Genomic DNA, 18,105 nt, shown 5'->3' with positions numbered 1-18,105 from the left:
GTACCCCCAGATCAAATAAGGCCTGGACGCGGTTGCGATCGCGTAATCCCCCACCTACTTGCACCGGCACATCAACGGCCTGAACAATCTTGGTAATCGCCTGCCAGTTCTCCGGTTTACCGGCTTTTGCGCCGTCTAAATCCACTAGGTGAATACGAGAGGCTCCTTGCTCAGCCCAGCGACAAGCAACAGCGACCGGGTCCTCATCAAAGACCTGGGACTGGTCATAGTCTCCTTGAAATAAACGCACACAGCGACCGCCAAGTAAATCAATGGCAGGGATCACATCCATAGTCAGAGTCCACCGTTAGAACAAGCAATGGTTCAAATTGTACAGAAAAAGGTGAGGTGCGGAAGATTGGGCACTCTTTGCGCTTTGACACTTACACCCGGTAAAGAATCAAACCGATAGGTCTAGAGATTGTCCGTGATGTTATCCAAAAGCTGCAGAATCTGGTCTCGATCGGTTGCATTGGGGCTGTGGACCAGATAGGTTTCTAGGTCGCTACGGGCTGCCAACAAATTTTGCAACTGATAGTGAACCAAACCGCGATCTCGGCTGTTGCCAGGTTCGTTGGGAAATAGCAGCAGCAGATAGTTGAGAATCACTAATGTGCGGGATAAATTACGCTGATTGAGATAGATCAGCTTCAGATTGTTCAACAGGCGAGCTAACAGCAATTTGGGTGAAATCGGCTTGAGATAGGCAGCATTCCAGGCCGCATTGGCCCCATACAGTTGGTGAAAAATTGCCTGACAGTCGGCTTCGAAGAGGACGTTCCCTTGGTTAAACGGATCGACATATACCGCCATATTTTCTACGGTCGGACAGACTAAAAAGTGTCCTGGCATGCCCACACCCGCCATGGGAAAATCCAAACGCTGAGATACTTCTAGGTACACAAGCGCCAACGTGATGGGAATCCCTAGCCGTCTTTCTAGAACCCGATTGAGATAGCTGTTGTCGGGGTCGTAGTAGTTGATTTGATTACCGCTAAAGCCTAGTTCTGCATAGAGCTGCTGATTGATAGCTTGAATCGTCTTGAGGGGATAGGCAGACAGGTGGGGGCTGATGGTATCGGCAATGGCGTCGAGCTGCTGATAGTACGATGAGGGATCTAGATCTAGATAAACCTCCTGCGCTAGGCAAAGCGCCGTTGCTGCTAGATCGAGTCGAGGCTGAGTAATCAGATGGCGAAATCGCTGTTGAGCCTGGGAAAAATGTAGGGACATTAATCGCAATAGTCCCCACCGCTGCCATACATTAGCGACTCTCGCCATCGCCGCCAGTAGTAACCGGCACTACCGCCCACCCGATCGGGTGCTGTCGGTGACAGCATCCGATTGAGCGCACTATAAACGGCCAAACTCAGATAGTGCCCGGTCCAATCAAAAACCGCTGGGATACCAACCTGGGGAAGAATCTTGGCCACCAGCATCGGATGATAGACAGAAGTGCGCAGCAGGGTTTTAGCCAGAGGCCCAAACTGGACAACATCCTGGAGAAACGGACGGAGAACCGGATCGCCCAAAGCGGCCATGTCTTGAAAGATGGTGGTCAGTAGGGTGTTGATCTGGGTCTCGGGTAAGGACTGGTCAACAGAAAGGCTCATGGCTTTTTGAAACAGCCAGGTAACCGCGATATTAGGCTGGTAGGGTTGCAACCAGCCCAAGGCTGAGGCGCTGAGCTGGTCCTGTTTAAGGGCATCGTCAATGCCGTCGGTCAATCGGCCCAGGTGTCGAACCATGGCACCAAACCCACCAAAGCTCAGGGGAGACTGGTGACCACTGGCATCGCCAACAGCCAGTAGCCGATCCCAGCGAAACCGGAGGGGACTGTTCCGATAGGCTGGGAAAAAACCAAACAGGGCTCGTTTAAAGCTGAGGTCCTCCAGGGAAACTCCCTGATAGGCGGGTAACAGGTCAAAGTAATCTTCAAAAAGGTCTTCTAGACTCAGCCGCTCAGGATGGGCGTCAAGATAGGTAAACAAATAAGTAGTACGGCCATCACGGGCGGGAAACGCTTCCCAAAAATACTGACACTGGCGATGGATGGGGGTGAATGAGGCGATCAAATCACCGGTTTGATTTTTGCTGTAGCCGGTGGCACAGGTCCCCACTACCAGACAGATGGCATCGGGGGAGTGTCCCTGACGAGCCTGCTGCACCATGGGGGAAAAATGTCCCATAGTGTCGATTAACAAACGAGTTGCTAACGATTTCTGACCCGCCGTGACCAGGACCCCATCCGGAGCCACCTGAGCCTTCGAGAAGGGTGTTTGCTCTAAAAGTTCGCCACCAGCGGTCAGAAAAACCTGCTTGAGAGTGTCCAGCAGGTACACCGGATCGATACCGACATTGAGAACATCCCGCACCCAGAGATCGTCACCCCCATCAAAATGGATCCGAGCGGGGTTGTATTCCGTTGCGATCGCACTCTCCAATTCCGATTCACTCAAGAGACCCAGCTCAACAAAGAGCCGTAACTCGCTACGAGAAATATTCCACTCCTGCTCTCGGCCCCTGAGGACACCCCGCTCCAATAGCAGCACCCGCCAGCCCCGACGGGCCAGGGTGGCTCCCAGCAAAATTCCAAGGGTGCCACCACAAATAACCACATCGTACAGATCAGAGCGAGTCTCTACCCCTAAAGGCTCACTTTGAGTAGACACCACAGTCGGTATTGGAATCTTGCCGTGGCGGTAGTCATACCATAGGGCGTCGGCCCGCTGGAGACCAACGTAGGGGTTCCCTGGCAAAGATTGGAGAATCGCTTGAGTCTGGGACATAAAAGAAAACAGTGAAAATAGAGGCTATCAGACAGTTAACGATACACAGCCCAGGTAAAAAACATTGGGGCAAAAACACCAACCCACCCCAGCAAAAATCATCCCCGCGTTTCTATCATCAATGCGGTTCCCACCCAGTTGCCCTCAGCATCATAATCTCGCACAATGCGCTGGCGCCGATGGTCGGACAGATACCAACAGACTTCAATCTGGGCCAGGTGTTTTGACGGCAGCTGAGGATAAACAGTACAGCTCACCCCCCTCGGTAAAAGCCATAAATGCTTAAGATCATCAACGGCCTGCCAGCGATACTGATCGACAGGATCGATAGGGGTGAATTTCTGCAACCCTCCATCACCTGAGAGTATAAGCTCAGCACCCGAACGCCGAGCCTGCCAATGGCTGGTACTCACCTGAGGCCGATCCATCGTTGCAGGCAGATAAAGCCTGTCTCCGTGCCATGAGCCTAAAAGAGTATCAAGGCTCAATCGGGCGATCTCATGGGTGGCGTTGTCTGCCCCAGGACGATATTCCGGAATCAGTGTCACATAATCCAGGATGTGCTCACCGCTGGCAGTACCGTTATACAGCTGAACTAATCGCAGGCGACGCTTGCCAGACAGCAAACAAAACTCAGCACCAAAACTGCTCCATGGACGCCGCTGCATGGCGCCTTGGGAGAATGCTCCCGTCGGGAAAAAACAAATGTAAGGAACGGCACCGGGATAGCCCAGTTCTCGCGTCATCGTTTGAGTAGCCTGTCCCTGGGGAGTACGTTTTAATACCAAAACCATATGCTGGTCAAGGCGATCTTCTTCCAGGGTAAGCACACTCGGAGTCTCACTAACCCAGTCAGCCTCCGGAGAGAACTGAATAAATGAGCCATGCCACTCACCAACATTCTTACGGATATAGGTCCACTGGTCTGCGGTCCATAGATTCTCGATAGAAATACCGGCAAACTGGATCATTTTTTTGGAACGGGCAAAGGAGTTACAGAGATTTTCTCGGGCATACTCATACAATTGCAATGTATTGAAAATTCAGACTTTCTTAAGTTTTAAGTTGGTATATCAACCAACGTCAACCAACCCACCCATTGTACGAGGTGCCGTCTAACCTATAAAGATGTGTCGTTAGCGTGCCTGTCCAGGCAGCTCCGGCAGTGATTTAGTAAAACACTAAGGTCCTAACCTGTGATGAGAGTTCATGAGTTCCTGCGTTTGTATGAATCAGGACATCGAAATTTTAAAGGGGTTAACCTCAATGGTGCCGATCTGTCAGGTTGCATATTAGTCAATGTCGATCTCTCAGGAGCCAATCTAGCCGGCGCTAACCTCAGTCGCACCTTTCTGACTAAGGGACAATTTGTTGAAACCCAGCTCCAACGGGCCAATCTACAATTTGCCAAGTTAAGTGAAAGCAACTTTAGTCGAGCTAATCTTACTAAGGTCAACGGTCGCGGTGCATTTTGGGTCAAGTCCGATCTCTCCCATGCTCAGCTCAGCGGTGCCCAATTAGCCCATGTCAATCTGCGTCAAAGCTACTTACGCTGTGCCAATTTCTGCAGCACGGCGCTGCCGGGAGCAAATCTGAGAGAAGCCCAGCTCAGTGGTGCCAATTTTGCCTGGTCAAATCTCAGTGATGTCCGATTATATGGTGCAGATATTACCGCTGTGCAATTTAAGGGGGCAAATTTAGAAGGCGCTCGGCTCAATGGCCTTAACTTTTCTAAGCGCGATCTCGACGGGATTAATTTTTCTCGAGCGCATATGAAAGGGGTGAAGCTACAGCAGGCCAATCTCACGGCGACCAATTTCGCTTACGCTCAATTACAAAACGCCAACCTAAAACAGGCTCACCTGGTAGGTGCTAGCCTACGGCATGCCCAACTGCAGCGAGCCAACCTTGAGAATGTCGATCTCAGTCGAGTCAATATCGACCAGGCCGATTTTACAGGAGCTACCCTCACTGGTCCGCTCCCCTCAGACAGCCTGAGAGAGAGGACGAGAACACCTCAGCGACAGCCGATGGCTTTACCCCGATCTCCTATCCCACAGCATTCACCAGCTACGATTTCCAATTTCTATATGGGTATGTTTCCGTCAGCTATGGTCAGATAATCCCATGTCCTTTTGTTAACTCAAACAAAGGAACGACTCACCAGGATTCTGAATACCAGCTGGTAATTAAAACTGACTTAGCTCTGTTTGAACAAATTGTGGCCCACGTCACTCAACAGCACAGCTATGATTTACCTGAAATTATAGCTGTGCCAATAACTGAGAGTACTCAAGAGTACGCTCAATGGGTGAGAGAACAACTAAAATAGCTTGGCCGTATGATTATCTACGTCATACTGATAGCGGCGTTTATAATCCGTTACCCCATAGAGATTAAACGAAACAGTGGGTTCATCTCCCAGCGGTTCGACCCGATGGATAGCCCCAGGCGTAAATCCAATAATATCGCCAGGAACCAGAATTTGTTCTCCTGCGGGCTCTAGGCGATGGGGCTGTTCTACAGTAGGCGAGCGTCGCCAAAGATGATTTTTTTCTTCGCCACCAATCAGGGCAACAATCCCCCAAGCCGCATGATTATGAATGGTGGATACCTGGCCAGGGGCCCAAGCAACCATTTGCACCGTCAGCGGAAATTTATGTTCTCGATATAAAAATTTGACAGACCAACCCGTTTTGGGTGAAGGCGGGTCAAACTCCATCTGTAGCCAGTAGGAACTCGTGAGCAGCTGGCGCACGAGGGGGGTGATTTTCTGAACACGAAGACTATCGTCACTCTCGCTTTCTAGAATATCTTCTAAATCCGTTAAAAATCGATAGAGCCGATAGACTCGCTCGGGGGTGTCAACATCAGCATTGCCAAATGTAGTTTGCTGAGCGTCATCGGTAATTAGCCAGTTGTGGTTGGTCATAGGCAGATGGGGGGCAGATGGGAAAAAGATATCGCTACGAGTACATATCGAGAATATCGCCTAACTTTAACAAAGTTGTACGAAAGAAATGTCTCATCTTGGAACAGCGGCGCCTTCACAGCAGACATTAGTTATGGGTAGATCTTTAGTTATGGATAGACCTTCATCAAGGATTGCCAATCCTTAAGTCATAAATAGCTTGATTAACAGAGCAAATGGTGCCAACGTTAGGGAATTCTTCCCGTAGCACCCGACTTTACATAACGCCTCGGAACGCTTTTGGTACGCATGCTTAACTCACGTTTCAAACAATACCTTCGTCCCCAGTTAGCCTGGACACTGCTCATGGTTTTAGTAACCGCTTGCGGCCAGGCTAATTCACAGGCAAACGTAGGCAATGGCGTGATCCAGGAGGGGCAGGATGCTCGCTGTGGTGAAGACTCTGCATACATCGAGCGCGGACGTTATATCGGCGGTAGTGACCAAGCCGAGCGAGATTATGCCTATCGCATATCCGCTGAGGCCCTAGCCAGTACCCCAGAAGAAATGGTCGATGTAGAGACCCGCTTACGCCAGCAACGCTGGTTTGATTTTGAACCCGACCAAGGCAATCAGCGCATGGCCGCTTTTTGCATTAGTCGCAACTTAGTGACCAACGAGGAATATCAAGAATTTGTCCTAGCGACGGGATATCACCAGCCTGGCATCACCGCTGAGAACTACCAAGAGCAAAATATGCTGGTGCATTCCTATCAGGATTTACGACCCTACTTTTGGAGGGGCTACCAGTTCCCAGCAGGTAAGGCCCAGCACCCGGTTGTGCTGGTCTCTCAGAAAGATGCCCTGGCCTATGCTGCTTGGAAAAGCCAAGAGGACGGTATTGCCTACCGTTTGCCAACAGCGGATGAATGGGAAAAAGCAGCGCGGGGGACAGACGGACGCTACTTTACCTGGGGGAGTGATTGGCAAGACCAGGCGACTAACTGGCAGAAAAATGGTCCAGAAGGCACCAGTCGCATTAGCGCTTATCCCCTGAGCAAGAGCCTTTACGGGGTAGAGGATATGGCAGGCAACGTCTTTGAGTTTACGTCCACGGTGTACACCCAAGACAGCCAGGAACGGGCCATCATGAAAGGCTGTGCCTGGGACGATTTACCAGGATTCTGTCGGGCTGCCTACCGTCATGGACGACCGACCACATATCGCCATATTTTGTTTGGATTCCGATTAGTTTCAGATGCCCAGCGCTGATCAGTGAGCCTCAAAGGTGACATTCCTGAAGGTGAAATTCCTGACCGACAGCTCTTTTGAAATTCTTTTCTCAGGAAAAATTCAGACAAAATTCAGCTTTAAGGTCCATAATGGTTGATGGATTAATTTGTCGATTTGGTTTCGGCTGCATTATTATCTGTTCAATGCTTTAAAAGGAGCCTTCTGATGAAAGTTAATTATTTGGCAGCTGTAGCTGCTGCTTCTGTGCTGAGTGTTGGTGTTTTAACTGGTTGTGGCGGCGGCGGTGCAGACCCCTGTGCAGCTGATCCTTGTGCAGCAACTACCGAAGAAGTTGCTCCTGCAGCTGATCCTTGTGCGGCTGACCCCTGTGCAGCTGATCCTTGTGCGGCTGACCCCTGTGCAGCTGATCCTTGTGCGGCTGACCCCTGTGCTGGCAGTTAACTAATACCGCCTAGCGCAAGTTAAAAACTAACTCAAAAAACAACCAGATATTTCACATGTATGGCTCCCTAGCAACTCTGCTTGGGAGCTTTTATCTGAGGGTTTTATCTGGGAGCTTTTATGCAAAGAATCGTAATCCTATTGTTGAGGAGACTACTCCATGAAGGTGGCTTTTATTGGCCTTGGAACTATGGGCATGCCCATGGCCCTCAATCTGCTAGCGGCAGGGCATCAGCTGAGTGTCCATAATCGTAGTCGCGATCGCGAACTTCCCCTAGTAGATGCCGGAGCCCAGCGCGCTGACAGCCCGGCCATAGCGGCTGCCGAGGCCGAGATCATCATCACCTGCGTCAGTGATACCCCCGATGTGGAAGCCGTCGTTCTCGGCCCTGAAGGGGTAATTGCCGGGGGAAAACCCGGCAGTTTGGTGATCGATATGTCCACCATTAGTCCCACCGCCACCCGTACCCTGGCCGCCCGCCTGGCAGAGCGGCAGATTGCCATGCTGGATGCCCCCGTCTCCGGTGGTTCAGAAGGGGCTCAAAACGGCACCCTCTCGATTATGGTGGGTGGCGAGGCTGACCAGGTAGCCACCGCTATGCCTGTGCTCGAGGCCATGGGCAAAACCATCACCCACGTTGGCCCCATTGGTGCTGGACAGACCACTAAAGCCATCAACCAAATCGTCGTGGCGGGTACCTATCTATCGGTTGCAGAAGGACTGTCCTTGGGACTGAAGGCCGGTCTAGACATGGACAAAGTTGTCCAGGCGGTGGGCGGTGGCGCGGCAGGTTCCTGGGCGTTTACTAATCGCTCGGGCAACATGCTTAACAATACCTATCCCCTTGGGTTTCGCCTGCGGCTCCATCGCAAGGACTTGCTGATTGCTTTAGAGACGGCCCGCGAGCTAGGTTTACCGTTGCCCATGGCCGCCTATGTGGAACAGATCGAAACGGGGCTGATTGCCATGGGCTTTGGGGATGAGGATATGTCAGCTATCGCCCGCAGTGTCAGGGGTAATGGGGGTATTTAAGGCACCCCAACGGTGGTGATATACAGCACCGCCTCATCCTCTGGAATCCCTAACACATCATTCACCTGGTCGTCAAAGAAGCCGGCAATGCCACTCACCCCTAGACCCAGCCGAGTGGCCGCTAGGTTAAGCCGCTGCCCCAGGTGGCCTGCGTCCATGTGGAGATAGCGGTAGGCGCGATCGCAATGGCGCTCAATGGCCGTCTTTAAATTGGCCGTATGGATAATCGCCACGCTGGCATCTCGGCCCAGGTGCTGCTGCAGGCAAAGGTGATGCAGTTCCCGACGAAAATGCTTAAACCGCACCTGCCGTAGCGTATTTGCCACCGGATCGTAGTAATAGCACCCCGTATCCAGATTATTCACCCCCAGCACCACGATGAACGTTTGAATCAGACTCAGATCAAAATAGTCAGGCTGGGCATCGAACCCCTGATCTCGATACTGTTCGGGGTGGTAGGTAAAGTCCAGCAGCTGCCGCAGAGGGTCTAGGGAAATCGCTGCGCCCCGATAGCGCCGGGTGGAGCGGCGGTAGAGCATGGCTTTGGTTAAATGCTCTAGACCCTCCCCCCAGGCAATGGGGGTCACCACCGTGCTGGCATGATTGCCAAAGGGAAACGCGTACTTAGTGTCAGCATGGGAGCCAGGAATCTGGGGCGGATGGTCCAACTGAGCCTGCTCCAAACTTTTATCGGGCTGGGGCATAATTTTGCTGGCCTGGTGCAGAGCCCCCAGCAAACAATCATCCTCAAGCACCGCATCAGTCGTCGGCTGTGGGTCACTGGGTAAGGCCGTGCAGCCACGGGACAGGTTTTGCTCTACCTGGAGCAGATCCGCCAGGGCCAGAATTGCGATCGCACTCTCCTGGTCCTGGGGCAAATACAGCAGATCATTGACCGCATCATCCACAAACCCCCCAATCAAATGGGGGCGATAATCACACAGCGAGGCCGCCAGCTCAATATTGCCCAGCAGATGGCCCGTATCCAGGCACACCCGGCGATAGGCCCGAGCCTGATAGCGCCAGACCGAACGTTGAAATACCACACTGGTCACCACCGCCAGATGGGTATGTTCTAGGGCCGGATGCCAAAAACAAGCCTCCTGCAGCCGCTGCCACGGATGATTGTCCCAAAACCGTACCAGACTATGGGTTTTGACCTGATAGTTGTATAGCCCCGCCGGCAGCTGGGATGTACCCCGCGAAATCAAATAAATTTCTGCCGGATAGAGGGCGCCTGCCGACGGAGCCGAGCGCAGGTAGACCGTATCCCCTGCCGTACTAGTGAACTTGGCCGTCAGCCCGTAACTGTGGAACAAAAACTGCGATAGCCGCTGCCACCACTGGTCGACGGTCTTTTCTACGGGTCCCAAATACCCTTGGAGATCAAACCGACTACCCAGCGGATACGTCTTATACACCTCAGGCTGCTCGGCCCAATTTAAGGAACCTTGGGGCAGGGCGTCAGGAAAATACTTGGTGCGTTGGTGATACTCGTGGGCAAGGGAACGCGAGGCCTCAGTCATGGTTAGGGATTGCAGCTTAAATGGCAGCCGTCGATTGGATCAACGTAATCAACGCGTAGGGAGGAGGATGCCCCCAAAAACCTTAAGTGACGCTTAAGAAAGCTCGTTTTTAACGATATGTATCGTAATTTACATTCTGTAACATATTGTCTCCGGTCACCCAGGGCACTTGGGGTTAGAGCTCAGTTGGCCGATAGGCTACCCCTCGCTGTATCTAATTTATTTTGACGTAGATAAGTGTATGACAGTTGATGAATTCTTAGCCGCTTACCAAGCTGGGAAACGTGACTTTCAGGACATTGTGCTAGAGTCAGCTGACTTATTTGATTGCGATTTACGGAATTGCAACCTCAGCTATGCCCAGCTGCAGGGAGCGTATTTGCCCTATACCAAACTAAGTCGAGGCCGACTGATCGGGGTAAATTTGACCGGAGCCAATATTAGCAATGCCTTTTTACAGGCCGTTGATTTTTCAGACGCTGATCTCACAGGTGCCCTATTATCATTTGCAAATTTGCGGGGCGGGCGACTGTGCCAGGCCAGTTTACGACAGGCCAACCTCTATGGAGCCGATCTGACCGGGGCTGACTTTACTGGAGCCGATCTCCGCCAGGCCAATCTCAGTCGAGCGATTTTGACCAAGGCTCAGTTGAGCAAAGCCGATCTGCGGGGCGTTAATTTATTTCGTGCCCAGCAGGTAGATCTGAGCGGGGCTATTTGCGATCGCACCACCATCGACCCCGACGGTTATCCTTTCGACGTTTAGACATTTGGATGAAATTTGCACATCCAGATAACTTTGAGCCAGGATAAGTGAAGGCATTTTAACCGAACCGCCAAGTCAGGGAATCCGCCCATAATCTCCCCCCAAACACCAAGGCAAGCCGCACTAGCTCAGGTATGCTATGAGCAGTCTAAATGCCCCACTCCTGCCCCTATGACTGTGAGCGCACCATCAAAATCTGCTAACTGGCCCAGACTGGCCCTCATGCTGATCCTGATGTGTAGCCCTATCCAACCGGGGCTGGCTCAAACGGCTCCAGCGGCTTCACCCACAGACACAGCCGTTGTGCCTCAACAAAACAGCAACACCGCTAACTGGAGCGTTGTTTTACTCATCGTTCTAATCAGTGCTCTAATTCTGCTGCTGGGTATGGGCATGGCCATGCTCTGGGTCATGCGCGGTGCTGTTGAAAACGAAGTCACTAAAAAAGTGACCGAGAACGTCCTGGGGCAGCTCAACGAAATCGAAAACTTAGAGGGCAAAGTCCGGTCGGCGACTCTCAAAATTGACACCATTTTGGCAGAAGCCGACGACCGCGCCGATGAACTAGTAAAGCGCTCCAGCAGTTTTCAACAGGACCTCACCACCCAGCGCAACAGCTTAACCAAACTGCTAGCCGATATTACTGAACTCAAGGCCAAAACCGTTAAAGACTGGCAAAGCGAACTGGATACGGCTCGCCAGTCCCTGGGCAGCACCCAAACTGACTTTCTCCAAGAGTTAGACAATCTAAAACAAACCGCCATCCAGCAGCTGCAAACTCTCCAGGCCGACACCCGCCGTCAGCAGCAGTCCGTGTTCCAGGGGTTAGACAGTGCCCAGGCCACCCTAGACAATCATCTTTCCGGTCTCAAAGCCACCGCCGATCATCGTCAGGGTATCTATTTAGATGAGCTAGAACGCAAAGAATCCATCTTCTCCGATGAAATTGGCACACTGCAGGCCGACACCATCGAACAACGCGATCGCTGGCTAGAGAACCTAGCCAACCTAGAAAAAGACATCGGCCCCCAGCTCGAAGATCTGCGCCAGGCCATGAAAAGTCAGCTAGAGCAGCAGCGCGACAGCATCATTAAAGACATGCAGCAGGACCGTGGAGAATTTGCCCAGCAGCTCAACGATATGCAGGTTAACGCTCTAGGTCATAAGGAACTAGCCCTACAAACCATCGAACACTCAGTGGGCGACTTGCAACAGCAGTTTCAACAGCTGCGCAACGACACCGAAGGTCGTAAGGCTGACCTGATGCAGCAGCTGCGCCAGTCCACCGACGACTTTTTGACCCAGTTTTCCACCCTCAGGGTCGATGTGGAAGGCCGTAAAGGTGTGCTGCTAGGCGATATGGACCAGGTAGCCGCCGAATTCAAGAATCAGTTAGACCGGCTGCAGGGCGATCTGAGCCTGGAACGGGACGAGTCATTTCGCGCTCTACAGCAGACTGCCAATAGCTTTTCCAACCAGCTCAACCAGCTACAAAGTGAATCTGGCGATCATCAAGCTCGCACCCTGCAAACCATTGAAACCGCCGCCAGTGCATTTAACCGTGAGCTTAGCGAGCTGCAGTCCAGTATTACCCAACAACAAGAGCAGTCCTTCCAGAGTCTGCGCCGTCTAGAGGGTGAATTTACCCAGCAGCTAGGAGAAGTCCGCGATGTGGTCTTTGGCCGCCGCGATGTAGTGATCGACAAGTTAGACAAATTTGACGCCAGCCTGGGCGATCAGATTAGCGAGCTAGCCGAGGCCGCCCGTGGTCGTCAGCAGGAAGCCCAGCAGCGGCTGCTGGTAATTGCCGAACGATTTGCCAACGCCCTAGATGACCTCAAAGCCAAATTTGAAGGTGAGCAGTCCGCCACTGCTACTGACCTAGAGCAGCTCAAGCAAAGCTTTGGCCAGCAGCTAGAAGATTTGCAAACCGAAGCCAAAGTCCAAAAAGACCAGATTATGCGTCAGCTGGGGGAAGTGTCCCCCGAATACGTAGCCGACTCCTTTGTGGACACGGCCCAGACTCAGCTGCAAAGCCTAACCGACCGGCTGTCGCGGCTGCAGTCCAACCGCCCTGAGCTATTTGAAACCATTGATGAATTGGTGGCTGAGGCCGAAGGTCAGATTAAAGCAGGCAACCTAGAAGAGGCCATTGCCACCTATGATCGAGCCTTAGCAATTCAGCCCAGTAATGCTGAGCTGTGGTTAGCCCGTAGCAAACCTCTGGGTCAGCTCAAGCGTCGGGATGAGGCCCTAGCGACCCTGCAAAAAGTGATTGACTTAGACCCTCAGCGTCAAGACGCCTGGTATCAGCGCGGGTTAGTCCTACGAGAACTGCGCCGCTATGAAGACGCCCTGGCCACCTTTGAGCGGGTGATTGACATGAATGACACTGACCCCAGGGCCTGGTTGAACAAAGGCATGGTGCTCAGCCGTCTGAAGCAGCGCGAAAAAGCCATCATCTCCTTTGATAAGGCCATTGCCCTCAACCCTACCTACCATGAAGCCTGGGTCAATCGCGGCGTCGCCTACGGCATTTTGCAACAGGCCGAAGAAGCTTTTAAATCCTTTGATAAGGCCGTTAAAATCCAAGAAAACGACGGTGTTGCCTGGCTAAATCGCGGTCTGGCGCTGCTGGAGCTAGAACGGTTTGAAGAGGCCGTGGCCTCATTTGAGCAGGCCACCCGGTTTAAGCCAGACTTGGTTAAAGCCTGGGATAATCGCGGCCTGGCACTGGTAAAACTGGGTCGAGACCGGGATGCGCTCAAGAGCTTTGAGAAAGCGCTAGAGCTAAATCCGGGCTACGCTAAGACATATTACAATCAGGCGGTTTGTTACGCCCTGCAGCGAGAGACCGATAAATCCTTAGAGAATTTGCAAAAAGCGGTGCAGATCGACCCGAGATATAAGGAAGAAGCCCAGGCAGACGAGAGTTTTGAAGATATTTGGCAGGATAACTGGTTTAAGGAACTGGTGGCGTAGAGGTGGTACTGACTTCGACTTCGCTCAGCTAGCTAGAGTCGCCCGAGGGCTGAGCGAAGTCGAAGCCCGGATCTACGGTCGATCGCTAGAAAAAGGAACTGGGTAAGCTGCTTTAAAGTCTGATCTTTTTAGCGATCGCACCCTCACACCCATGGCAAACCGCTTAAATATTCACGATACCAATACCCTAGGCGAAAACGGTCCCGCATTGGTATTAAACTTCTTAACCGAACACATCACGGTGCGTGAACTCATCCGCAGTCGGGTTTACCAGGAAGTCAAAGACTTTAATACCCAGCAGCCAGAATTCTTCAAGGGGTTAGTGCAACCCACCGAAACAGAACACACCCTCAATGGTTACAAGCTACGCAAACCACGCAAAATCAACTGGGAAATACAGTTTGAAAAGGCCATTACCGCCTTTCAAAGCAACGGCTTTATCATCTTAGTCAATGACGAACAGGTAACGGAGCTAGAGGAAGAGATTATCATTGCCCCCGACACAGCGGTCACCTTTATGAAGCTGGTACCCCTAGTAGGCGGTTAATTAGAAGGGCCATAATGACAACAAACCACACTGACATTCTTCAGACCGTTCTTCAGGAGTATCCAGACGGCTATATCGGTTCTAACTTTAAGCAATCTGAGACTTGGGACACCATTTCTAAGCTCAGTCGAGCCGAACAGGCCGAGTTAGCCCTCGCCATGGTGAGCACCTATCAACAACAAACAGCTCTGTACGACGAAGACAATACCTCCAACGCATTGCAAACTGCTCGACACCTTCTAGATGTCATCCTGCTGATCATCAATCGTAAATTACCCTTTACCGCAGCAGGAGTAATTGAATTTCTAGACGCATGCCAACAGCAACGCTTCCATAGCTGGTATTGGCATGCCCCCATTAAAAAGCTGGTACGGAACTACCTACAAGACAATGACCTAACATCTGAACTACAGACCGCTGTTGAAACAATCTGTGACAGCTGGTCCCAGGGCTACGGAGATGAGCGCAAGACCGCCAGCCAGCTGCGTCTGCTGATCTCTGCCGAAACTGAGACCCTGGTGATGAATCATGGAGACGCCTGGTCTGATGCCGCTAAACAGACCATCGAAGCCCTGCCCGAGGCCAAACGCTCCGCTTGGATCAAGCTCATCGAAGTTTGTTCTACAGCGACTGGCGGTAAACCCACGGCCAAGTGGCTCAAGCTGGCCACCCCCTGGCGCCAGGCCGTGGGTGTGGATGCCTTTCAACAGTGTTTGCTACAGTGGTTTCCCCTGGTAGATCGGCCTCGCACACAGCCCTTGCCCGGCTGGCGCGGTGGTGACGATGTGATCCAAGACCAAAATGCCGACATTCTTAAGGGGCTGGCGTGGCTCTGCAGCGACCAGACTGAAGGAGAGCTTGTCCGTGCCCTAGGGAAACTTGCTGTCTCCGCCTACCGCAAAATTTCTGGCATTGGTCCCCGCTGTGTAAAACTGGGCAATGCCTGTGTATGGGCCTTAGGGCAAATGCCAACGGCTGAGGCCATCGGTCAGCTGGCGTTGTTAAAGGTGAAGGTAAAATTTGGTACAGCTCAAAAGGGAATTGAAAAAGCCCTAACGGCAGCTGCTGAGCGAGAGGGTCTACCCCGCGAAGAAATTGAAGAGTTGGCGGTACCCACCTATGGTTTGAGTGAGGTAGGCGTGCGGCGAGAGTCGTTGGGAGAGTTTACCGCCGAGCTGGAGGTAACCGGGACCAGCAGTACAGTGTTGCGGTGGATTAAGCCTGATGGCAATGTGCAAAAGTCAGTGCCAAAAGCGGTTAAGGATAACCATGGAGAGGACTTGAAAGAGCTGAAACAGGCAGCAAAAGATATTCAGAAAATGCTGCCCGCCCAGAGAGATCGGATCGAGGCGTTTTATCTACAGCAAAAGACCTGGGATTTGGCCACCTGGCAGGAACGTTATCTCAATCATCCGCTGGTGGGAACGTTGGCTAGACGCATTCTCTGGCAGTTTGAGGATGATGGGAAACATGCTGTTGGTATTTGGTTTGAGGGCGATGGCCCCCTCAACGAGATTAAGACAAATTTAGTCAATCTGGACGGTCAATTCATAGACTGGCTGACAAATGATACCCGCGTTAGTCTCTGGCATCCGATTACGGCCTCTACTGAAACAATCCAAGCCTGGCGTCAGTGGTTGGTGACTCATCAAATCCAACAGCCGTTTAAGCAGGCCCACCGGGAGATTTATCTACTCACCGCTGCCGAGGAAAACACTCGTATTTACTCCAATCGGTTTGCGGCCCATATTATCAAACAGCATCAGTTTAATGCGCTCTGTGGCCAGCGGGGCTGGAAGAACCAGCTGCGGTTGATGGTAGATGACTCTTACGAACCGGCACGGCTGCTGTTGCCCAAGTGGGATTTTCGGGCGGAGTTTTGGATTGAGGGTGTGGGTGATGACTACGGCACCGATACCACCGAGGCGGGAAGCTATCTATATTTGGCGACAGACCAGGTGAGGTTTTACCCGATTGATGCGGGTGGTAACTATGCTCACGCAGGAGGTGGGGGCTATGGTGACTATGGCAGTACTGCAGCAGAACCCATACTCTTAACAGAGATTCCGGCCTTGGTGCTGACCGAGGTTATGCGAGATGTGGATTTGTTTGTCGGTGTGGCCAGCGTAGGCAACGACCCGAACTGGACCGATGGCGGCGCTGAAGGGCGACGACAGTATTATGACTATTGGCATGATTATTCGTTTGGGGAGCTGTCGGCGACGGCCCAGACGCGACGACAGGTGTTGGAGAATTTGGTGCCAAAGCTGAAGAAGATTGCGGATCGCTGTTCGTTTCAGGAGCGGTTTTTGTTGGTGAGGGGGGATATACGCACGTACAAAATTCATTTGGGCAGTGGGAATATTTTGATGGAGCCTAATGATCAGTATTTGTGCATTGTTAGGGCGGGCAAGAGTGCGGCGGATCAGGTGTTTTTGCCGTTTGAGGGAGATAAGACCCTGGCCTTGATTTTGAGTAAGGCGTTTTTGCTGGCAGCGGATACAAAGATTACCGATCAGACGATTTTGAGTCAGATTAACCCGTAGGTTGGCGTTGAGCTTTGCGAAACCCAACAATCGATACCCGGTGCTGCATCACCCGCAACCCAACAGTCGATAACCATCACCATATTGACCGATGTTGAACGGTGGGTAATTGAGGCAATTGGCCCATTTCAGAAATATCAGCAAGGAATTTACCCCCCTGTACGAAGGGTGTTCCATCTAATTTTTCTCACCTTTTTCCCATTCCAACGTAATCTCCAGACTGGTCTTACCTGTCCCCTTCGCCAGCGCGGCAACCAGTAAGCCTTCCTGAACCTCCAGCTCTACCCCAAATGTTACGCTGGCCTTAGTGGGTTTCGCGGCATTCACCGGTTTTGCGATCGCTCTGACAATATTCTCAATCGACGACGTTACCCGTTCAAACGATTTTGTTTGCCCTAGACCACCACCGGACACATCCCGCCGTCCCATGGGCGCATCAACCTTTACATATATCGTCGAACCGTCTTCTAGCTCTACCGGTACTGTCTGAGTAGGAAAGGTCATAACAGCTTAAAATCAACTTTTCCTGTTATAGCCTGCTTACCGTCGTTGGTCTAACCCATTAGCAATATTTTGTCAGGGCAGCCATAATTACGCAGGTATGCTGCAAACATCGTTTGCGATCGCACTCCCCGCCCCATAAACAGACATTAATAGTGCCAGTCAATATGGCTTAATCCAGCAAATCAGCCAAAATTTATGACTTCTCCCCAAGATAGTTATGACTAAACCAGCTGTGGCTTTAAGGGGACATTCTGTAGCCTAGAATATACAGTTCCTGCATCAGGCTACAGAATGCTACTACGATCTAAACTGGACCGGCTGATCACCCTGTTCGGCATCATCGGCTTTACCATTGCCATACTCCTCAGTCAGCGAGTATTTCCCAGCGCTGCCATTGATCTCAACGTCCCGCGTCAGACCATTTATCAAACCGCTCAAACTTATTTAAAGACGTATAGTCAGGACAATTTTGACCAGTACCAATCCATTCAACGATTTAACGAAGACTGGATGGCATCGGTTTACCTACAACAAACCCTGGGAATTCCAGAAACCAATCGCCTGATCGAAGATAAAAACCTTCCTATCTACTACTGGAATATTCGCTGGTTTAAACCGTCCCAGCAGGAAGAATTCTATATCTCAGTTTCAACAACCGGTGACATTGTTAGCTATAGCCACACATTACCTGAAACCGCACCGGGCGCTAGACTTACCCTGGCAGCTGCCCAGACCATTGCCGAAGACTATCTTAGCAATGAGCAAGGATGGAATCTGGATGACTGGGACGCTCTAGAGAATTCAAC

Annotated in this window: 17 protein-coding genes; 10 read left to right on the top strand and 7 right to left on the bottom strand. The window is 51.7% G+C overall.

Going from position 1 to position 18,105, the window contains the following annotated elements; translation table 11 throughout:
- The 4 genes from IQ260_RS12295 to IQ260_RS12280 form a co-directional block, all read right to left on the bottom strand.
- On the bottom strand, positions 1 to 292 hold a 292-nt coding region (locus IQ260_RS12295; protein ID WP_265579511.1), incomplete at its 3' end, for a HisA/HisF-related TIM barrel protein.
- A 122-nt stretch (positions 293 to 414) separates the two neighbouring features.
- Entirely contained in the window at positions 415 to 1,281 is an 867-nt protein-coding gene (locus tag IQ260_RS12290; RefSeq protein ID WP_228015923.1) for a SirB1 family protein, read from the bottom strand.
- Positions 1,233 to 2,789: an FAD-dependent oxidoreductase gene (locus IQ260_RS12285; protein ID WP_193993401.1), complete on the bottom strand. Its 1,557-nt coding sequence runs from the start codon at positions 2,787 to 2,789 to the stop codon at positions 1,233 to 1,235. Before IQ260_RS12285 ends, IQ260_RS12290 begins: the two co-directional genes overlap by 49 nt.
- A 98-nt stretch (positions 2,790 to 2,887) precedes the next feature.
- The gene (locus tag IQ260_RS12280) at positions 2,888 to 3,760 is read right to left on the bottom strand and encodes a DUF3598 family protein (protein ID WP_193993400.1); all 873 of its coding nucleotides are present in this window, start codon (positions 3,758 to 3,760) and stop codon (positions 2,888 to 2,890) included.
- A gap of 228 nt (positions 3,761 to 3,988) precedes the next feature.
- On the opposite strand from IQ260_RS12280, the gene IQ260_RS12275 reads away from it, so the two are divergent.
- Together IQ260_RS12275 and cutA are read left to right on the top strand one after the other, a co-directional pair.
- Positions 3,989 to 4,912 carry a pentapeptide repeat-containing protein gene (locus IQ260_RS12275; protein WP_228015928.1) on the top strand — a complete coding sequence of 308 codons (924 nt, stop codon included), beginning with the start codon at positions 3,989 to 3,991 and terminating at the stop codon, positions 4,910 to 4,912.
- Positions 4,834 to 5,121 carry a divalent-cation tolerance protein CutA gene (gene cutA / locus IQ260_RS31875; protein WP_193993402.1) on the top strand — a complete coding sequence of 96 codons (288 nt, stop codon included), beginning with the start codon at positions 4,834 to 4,836 and terminating at the stop codon, positions 5,119 to 5,121. The genes IQ260_RS12275 and cutA overlap by 79 nt, the downstream gene beginning before the upstream one ends.
- Here cutA and IQ260_RS12265 read toward each other — a convergent pair.
- Positions 5,113 to 5,721 (bottom strand): cysteine dioxygenase family protein, encoded by a 609-nt coding sequence (locus IQ260_RS12265; protein ID WP_193993398.1) that lies wholly within the window; start codon positions 5,719 to 5,721, stop codon positions 5,113 to 5,115. The two genes, cutA and IQ260_RS12265, sit on opposite strands and share 9 nt — an antisense overlap.
- 345 nt (positions 5,722 to 6,066) lie before the next feature.
- Between IQ260_RS12265 and IQ260_RS12260 the strand changes: the two genes are divergently transcribed.
- The 3 genes from IQ260_RS12260 to IQ260_RS12250 all read left to right on the top strand — a co-directional run bounded on the left by IQ260_RS12260 (position 6,067) and on the right by IQ260_RS12250 (position 8,428).
- Positions 6,067 to 6,972, top strand: coding sequence for a formylglycine-generating enzyme family protein (locus IQ260_RS12260; RefSeq protein ID WP_193993397.1), 906 nt, complete (start codon positions 6,067 to 6,069; stop codon positions 6,970 to 6,972).
- A gap of 186 nt (positions 6,973 to 7,158) precedes the next feature.
- Entirely contained in the window at positions 7,159 to 7,395 is a 237-nt protein-coding gene (locus IQ260_RS12255) for a hypothetical protein (RefSeq protein WP_193993396.1), read from the top strand.
- Between the two features lie 160 nt (positions 7,396 to 7,555).
- Positions 7,556 to 8,428, top strand: coding sequence for an NAD(P)-dependent oxidoreductase (locus tag IQ260_RS12250; RefSeq protein WP_193993395.1), 873 nt, complete (start codon positions 7,556 to 7,558; stop codon positions 8,426 to 8,428).
- Here the strand turns inward: IQ260_RS12250 and IQ260_RS12245 are convergent.
- Positions 8,425 to 9,954 (bottom strand): SagB/ThcOx family dehydrogenase, encoded by a 1,530-nt coding sequence (locus IQ260_RS12245; RefSeq protein ID WP_193993394.1) that lies wholly within the window; start codon positions 9,952 to 9,954, stop codon positions 8,425 to 8,427. The genes IQ260_RS12250 and IQ260_RS12245 overlap by 4 nt on opposite strands.
- 241 nt (positions 9,955 to 10,195) lie before the next feature.
- On the opposite strand from IQ260_RS12245, the gene IQ260_RS12240 reads away from it, so the two are divergent.
- From IQ260_RS12240 to IQ260_RS12225, 4 genes are all read left to right on the top strand, one after another.
- Positions 10,196 to 10,720 (top strand): pentapeptide repeat-containing protein, encoded by a 525-nt coding sequence (locus tag IQ260_RS12240; RefSeq protein WP_193993393.1) that lies wholly within the window; start codon positions 10,196 to 10,198, stop codon positions 10,718 to 10,720.
- Positions 10,721 to 10,891: 171 nt separating this feature from the next.
- Positions 10,892 to 13,702: a tetratricopeptide repeat protein gene (locus tag IQ260_RS12235; RefSeq protein ID WP_193993392.1), complete on the top strand. Its 2,811-nt coding sequence runs from the start codon at positions 10,892 to 10,894 to the stop codon at positions 13,700 to 13,702.
- Positions 13,703 to 13,853: 151 nt separating this feature from the next.
- Positions 13,854 to 14,249, top strand: coding sequence for a hypothetical protein (locus IQ260_RS12230; RefSeq protein WP_193993391.1), 396 nt, complete (start codon positions 13,854 to 13,856; stop codon positions 14,247 to 14,249).
- 14 nt (positions 14,250 to 14,263) lie between these two features.
- On the top strand, positions 14,264 to 16,795 hold the full coding sequence (locus tag IQ260_RS12225) for a DUF4132 domain-containing protein (RefSeq protein ID WP_193993390.1): 2,532 nt from the start codon (positions 14,264 to 14,266) through the stop codon (positions 16,793 to 16,795).
- Positions 16,796 to 16,972: 177 nt separating this feature from the next.
- Here the strand turns inward: IQ260_RS12225 and IQ260_RS12220 are convergent, their stop codons facing one another.
- The gene (locus tag IQ260_RS12220; protein WP_193993389.1) at positions 16,973 to 17,299 is read right to left on the bottom strand and encodes a CU044_2847 family protein; all 327 of its coding nucleotides are present in this window, start codon (positions 17,297 to 17,299) and stop codon (positions 16,973 to 16,975) included.
- Positions 17,300 to 17,590: 291 nt separating this feature from the next.
- Here IQ260_RS12220 and IQ260_RS12215 point away from each other — a divergent pair.
- The coding region (locus IQ260_RS12215) for a hypothetical protein (protein WP_193993388.1) at positions 17,591 to 18,105 on the top strand (515 nt) is incomplete at its 3' end.

Origin of the sequence: Leptolyngbya cf. ectocarpi LEGE 11479 (genome assembly GCF_015207065.1) — a bacterium.
GTDB classification, from domain to species: domain Bacteria; phylum Cyanobacteriota; class Cyanobacteriia; order Phormidesmidales; family Phormidesmidaceae; genus Leptothoe; species Leptothoe ectocarpi.
Note: the sequence above shows the minus strand (reverse complement) of the source record. Positions and strands in the feature narration are given on the sequence as shown.

Excerpts from the sequence above, each read along its gene's own strand:
- IQ260_RS12290 (WP_228015923.1), bottom strand. The coding sequence starts at position 1,281 with ATGGCGAGAGTCGCTAATGTATGGCAGCGGTGGGGACTATTGCGATTA.
- IQ260_RS12285 (WP_193993401.1), bottom strand. The coding sequence starts at position 2,789 with ATGTCCCAGACTCAAGCGATTCTCCAATCTTTGCCAGGGAACCCCTAC.
- IQ260_RS12280 (WP_193993400.1), bottom strand. The coding sequence starts at position 3,760 with ATGATCCAGTTTGCCGGTATTTCTATCGAGAATCTATGGACCGCAGAC.
- IQ260_RS12275 (WP_228015928.1), top strand. The coding sequence starts at position 3,989 with ATGAGAGTTCATGAGTTCCTGCGTTTGTATGAATCAGGACATCGAAAT.
- IQ260_RS12265 (WP_193993398.1), bottom strand. The coding sequence starts at position 5,721 with ATGACCAACCACAACTGGCTAATTACCGATGACGCTCAGCAAACTACA.
- IQ260_RS12260 (WP_193993397.1), top strand. The coding sequence starts at position 6,067 with ATGGTTTTAGTAACCGCTTGCGGCCAGGCTAATTCACAGGCAAACGTA.
- IQ260_RS12255 (WP_193993396.1), top strand. The coding sequence starts at position 7,159 with ATGAAAGTTAATTATTTGGCAGCTGTAGCTGCTGCTTCTGTGCTGAGT.
- IQ260_RS12250 (WP_193993395.1), top strand. The coding sequence starts at position 7,556 with ATGAAGGTGGCTTTTATTGGCCTTGGAACTATGGGCATGCCCATGGCC.
- IQ260_RS12245 (WP_193993394.1), bottom strand. The coding sequence starts at position 9,954 with ATGACTGAGGCCTCGCGTTCCCTTGCCCACGAGTATCACCAACGCACC.
- IQ260_RS12240 (WP_193993393.1), top strand. The coding sequence starts at position 10,196 with ATGACAGTTGATGAATTCTTAGCCGCTTACCAAGCTGGGAAACGTGAC.
- IQ260_RS12235 (WP_193993392.1), top strand. The coding sequence starts at position 10,892 with ATGACTGTGAGCGCACCATCAAAATCTGCTAACTGGCCCAGACTGGCC.
- IQ260_RS12230 (WP_193993391.1), top strand. The coding sequence starts at position 13,854 with ATGGCAAACCGCTTAAATATTCACGATACCAATACCCTAGGCGAAAAC.
- IQ260_RS12225 (WP_193993390.1), top strand. The coding sequence starts at position 14,264 with ATGACAACAAACCACACTGACATTCTTCAGACCGTTCTTCAGGAGTAT.
- IQ260_RS12220 (WP_193993389.1), bottom strand. The coding sequence starts at position 17,299 with ATGACCTTTCCTACTCAGACAGTACCGGTAGAGCTAGAAGACGGTTCG.